This window comes from Flavobacterium sp. GW821-FHT11G01 (assembly GCF_058808175.1).
In genome coordinates this window covers 1,710-4,933 of the sequence record NZ_JBXARK010000019.1, presented here as the reverse complement: position 1 = coordinate 4,933, position 3,224 = coordinate 1,710, and the positions used below count along the sequence as shown (strand labels likewise).

General features: G+C 48.1%; 2 rRNA genes. Both read right to left on the bottom strand.

Annotation, left to right across the window (positions count from 1 at the left end):
* Nucleotides 1-13: 13 nt before the first annotated feature.
* A 5S ribosomal RNA gene (rrf, locus tag AC1RRN_RS21360) occupies nucleotides 14-123 on the bottom strand.
* Between the two features lie 171 nt (nucleotides 124-294).
* A 23S ribosomal RNA gene (locus AC1RRN_RS21355) occupies nucleotides 295-3,178 on the bottom strand.
* Nucleotides 3,179-3,224: the final 46 nt, after the last annotated feature.

The window sequence follows — 3,224 nt, the reverse complement described above, 5'->3', positions numbered from 1 at the left end:
AGGGTTTTTAAAAGAAAGGCGACGACATACTCTCCCACATAACTGCAGTACCATCTGCGCAGGCGGGCTTAACTACTCTGTTCGGGATGGGAAGAGGTGAGCCCCGCCGCAATAACCACCTTAAGGTTTTTAGTAATTAGTTCTTAGTTACCAGTAATTAGTTTTTCACTAATCACTTTTTACTATTCACTAGTTACTGCTCTGCGTCGAGCAAATATCTTAACATACTGAGATAAAGAAAAAAGTATTTATTTAGAAAGTTTCTTCTCCCGACCGGAGTCGGGAGAAAAGGGTGTACATAAGCTTACGGATTATTAGTACTACTCGACTATGACATTACTGCCTTTACATCTATAGCCTATCAACGTGGTCATCTTCCACGATCCTTAAAAGAAATCTCATCTTGTGGTGGGTTTCGCGCTTATATGCTTTCAGCGCTTATCCCTTCCAAACGTAGCTACTCTGCGGTGCCCCTGGCGGGACAACAGATACACTAGAGGTTTGTCCAATTCGGTCCTCTCGTACTAGAATCAGATCCACTCAAATTTCTAACGCCCACAGTAGATAGAGACCGAACTGTCTCACGACGTTCTGAACCCAGCTCGCGTGCCACTTTAATGGGCGAACAGCCCAACCCTTGGGACCTTCTCCAGCCCCAGGATGTGACGAGCCGACATCGAGGTGCCAAACCCCCCCGTCGATATGAGCTCTTGGGGGAGATCAGCCTGTTATCCCCGGCGTACCTTTTATCCTTTGAGCGATGGCCCTTCCATGCGGAACCACCGGATCACTATGCTCTACTTTCGTACCTGATCGACCTGTATGTCTCTCAGTCAAGCTCCCTTATGCCATTGCACTCTACGCACGGTTACCAAGCGTACTGAGGGAACCTTTAGAAGCCTCCGTTACTCTTTTGGAGGCGACCACCCCAGTCAAACTACCCACCAAGCAATGTCCCCCGCAATACGGGGTTAGGCCTCAGATAAACAAAGGGTTGTATTTCAACAATGACTCCACAACGCCTGGCGACGCCACTTCACAGTCTCCAACCTATCCTACACATCATTTATCCAAGGTCAATACTAAGCTATAGTAAAGGTGCACAGGGTCTTTTCGTCCCACTGCGGGTAAACGGCATCTTCACCGTTACTACAATTTCACCGAGCTCATGGCTGAGACAGTGTCCAGATCGTTACACCATTCGTGCAGGTCGGAACTTACCCGACAAGGAATTTCGCTACCTTAGGACCGTTATAGTTACGGCCGCCGTTTACTGGGGCTTCAATTCAATGCTTCTCCGAAGATAACATCTCCTCTTAACCTTCCAGCACCGGGCAGGTGTCAGGCCCTATACTTCATCTTACGATTTTGCAGAGCCCTGTGTTTTTGATAAACAGTCGCCTGGACCTCTTCACTGCGGCCCCGATTGCTCGGGGCGACCTTTCTCCCGAAGTTACAGGTCTATTTTGCCTAATTCCTTAGCCATGAATCTCTCGAGCACCTTAGGATTCTCTCCTCAACTACCTGTGTCGGTTTACGGTACTGGTACTAATTACCTGAAGTTTAGAGGTTTTTCTTGGAAGCCCTTAGGCGCACTATCTCTTTGTCCGAAGACTCCGAGTACTATCGTATTTCCCCAAGACGCGTGGATTTGCCTGCGCATCTTATAGGTAGGTACTTCAACGAACTATTCCGTCAGTTCGCGGCGCTTTCATCACTCCGTCACCCCATCACAGTAATTAGTAGTACGGGAATATTAACCCGTTAGCCATCGACTGTCCCTTTCGGGTTCGCCTTAGGACCAGACTAACCCACAGCTGATTAGCATAGCTGTGGAAACCTTAGTTTTTCGGTGTGCGGGTTTCTCGCCCGCATTATCGTTACTTATGCCTACATTTTCTTTTCCAGCCAGTCCAGCATACCTTACGATACACCTTCAACCCTGCTGGAATGCTCCCCTACCACTTACAGTCAGACTGTAAATCCATAGCTTCGGTAATACGCTTATGCCCGATTATTATCCATGCTCGTCCGCTCGACTAGTGAGCTGTTACGCACTCTTTAAATGAATGGCTGCTTCCAAGCCAACATCCTAGCTGTCTGGGCAGACAAACCTCGTTCTTTCAACTTAGCGTATATTTGGGGACCTTAGCTGATGGTCTGGGTTCTTTCCCTCTCGGACTTGGACCTTAGCACCCAAGCCCTCACTGCTGAGAAACATTATATAGCATTCGGAGTTTGTCAGGAATTGGTAGGCGGTGAAGCCCCCGCATCCAATCAGTAGCTCTACCTCTATATAACTTAAATTCAGCGCTGCACCTAAATGCATTTCGGGGAGTACGAGCTATTTCCGAGTTTGATTGGCCTTTCACCCCTACCCACAGGTCATCCGAAGACTTTTCAACGTCAACCGGTTCGGACCTCCACTGTGTGTTACCACAGCTTCATCCTGCCCATGGGTAGATCACACGGTTTCGCGTCTAACACTACTGACTAAAGCGCCCTATTCAGACTCGCTTTCGCTACGGATCCGTGGCTTAACCACTTAACCTTGCCAGCAACGTTAACTCGTAGGCTCATTATGCAAAAGGCACGCCGTCACCCCACGAAAGGGCTCCGACCGCTTGTAAGCGTATGGTTTCAGGATCTATTTCACTCCGTTATTCACGGTTCTTTTCACCTTTCCCTCACGGTACTGGTTCACTATCGGTCTCTCAGGAGTATTTAGCCTTAGCGGATGGTCCCGCCAAATTCAGACAGGGTTTCACGTGCCCCGCCCTACTCAGGATACCACTATCTATTATACTCGTTACCCATACGGGACTATCACCCTCTATGGTGTCACTTTCCAGTAACTTCCGGTTCCTTGTACATAAAATATCGTGGTCCTACAACCCCAATCTTGCCGTAACAACATTGGTTTGGGCTAATCCGCGTTCGCTCGCCACTACTTACGGAATCACTTTTGTTTTCTTCTCCTCCGCCTACTTAGATGTTTCAGTTCAGCGGGTTTGCCCACCTATCGGTGTACTATGTCTTCAACATAGTGGGTTGCCCCATTCAGGTATTTACGGATCAATTCGTGTGTGCCGATCCCCGTAACTTTTCGCAGCTTATCACGCCTTTCATCGCCTCTGAGAGCCTAGGCATCCCCCATACGCCCTTATTTTGCTTATTGTACCAATCTTAAAATTAATTAAGACCGTTTTTTTTTGTCTTTTACA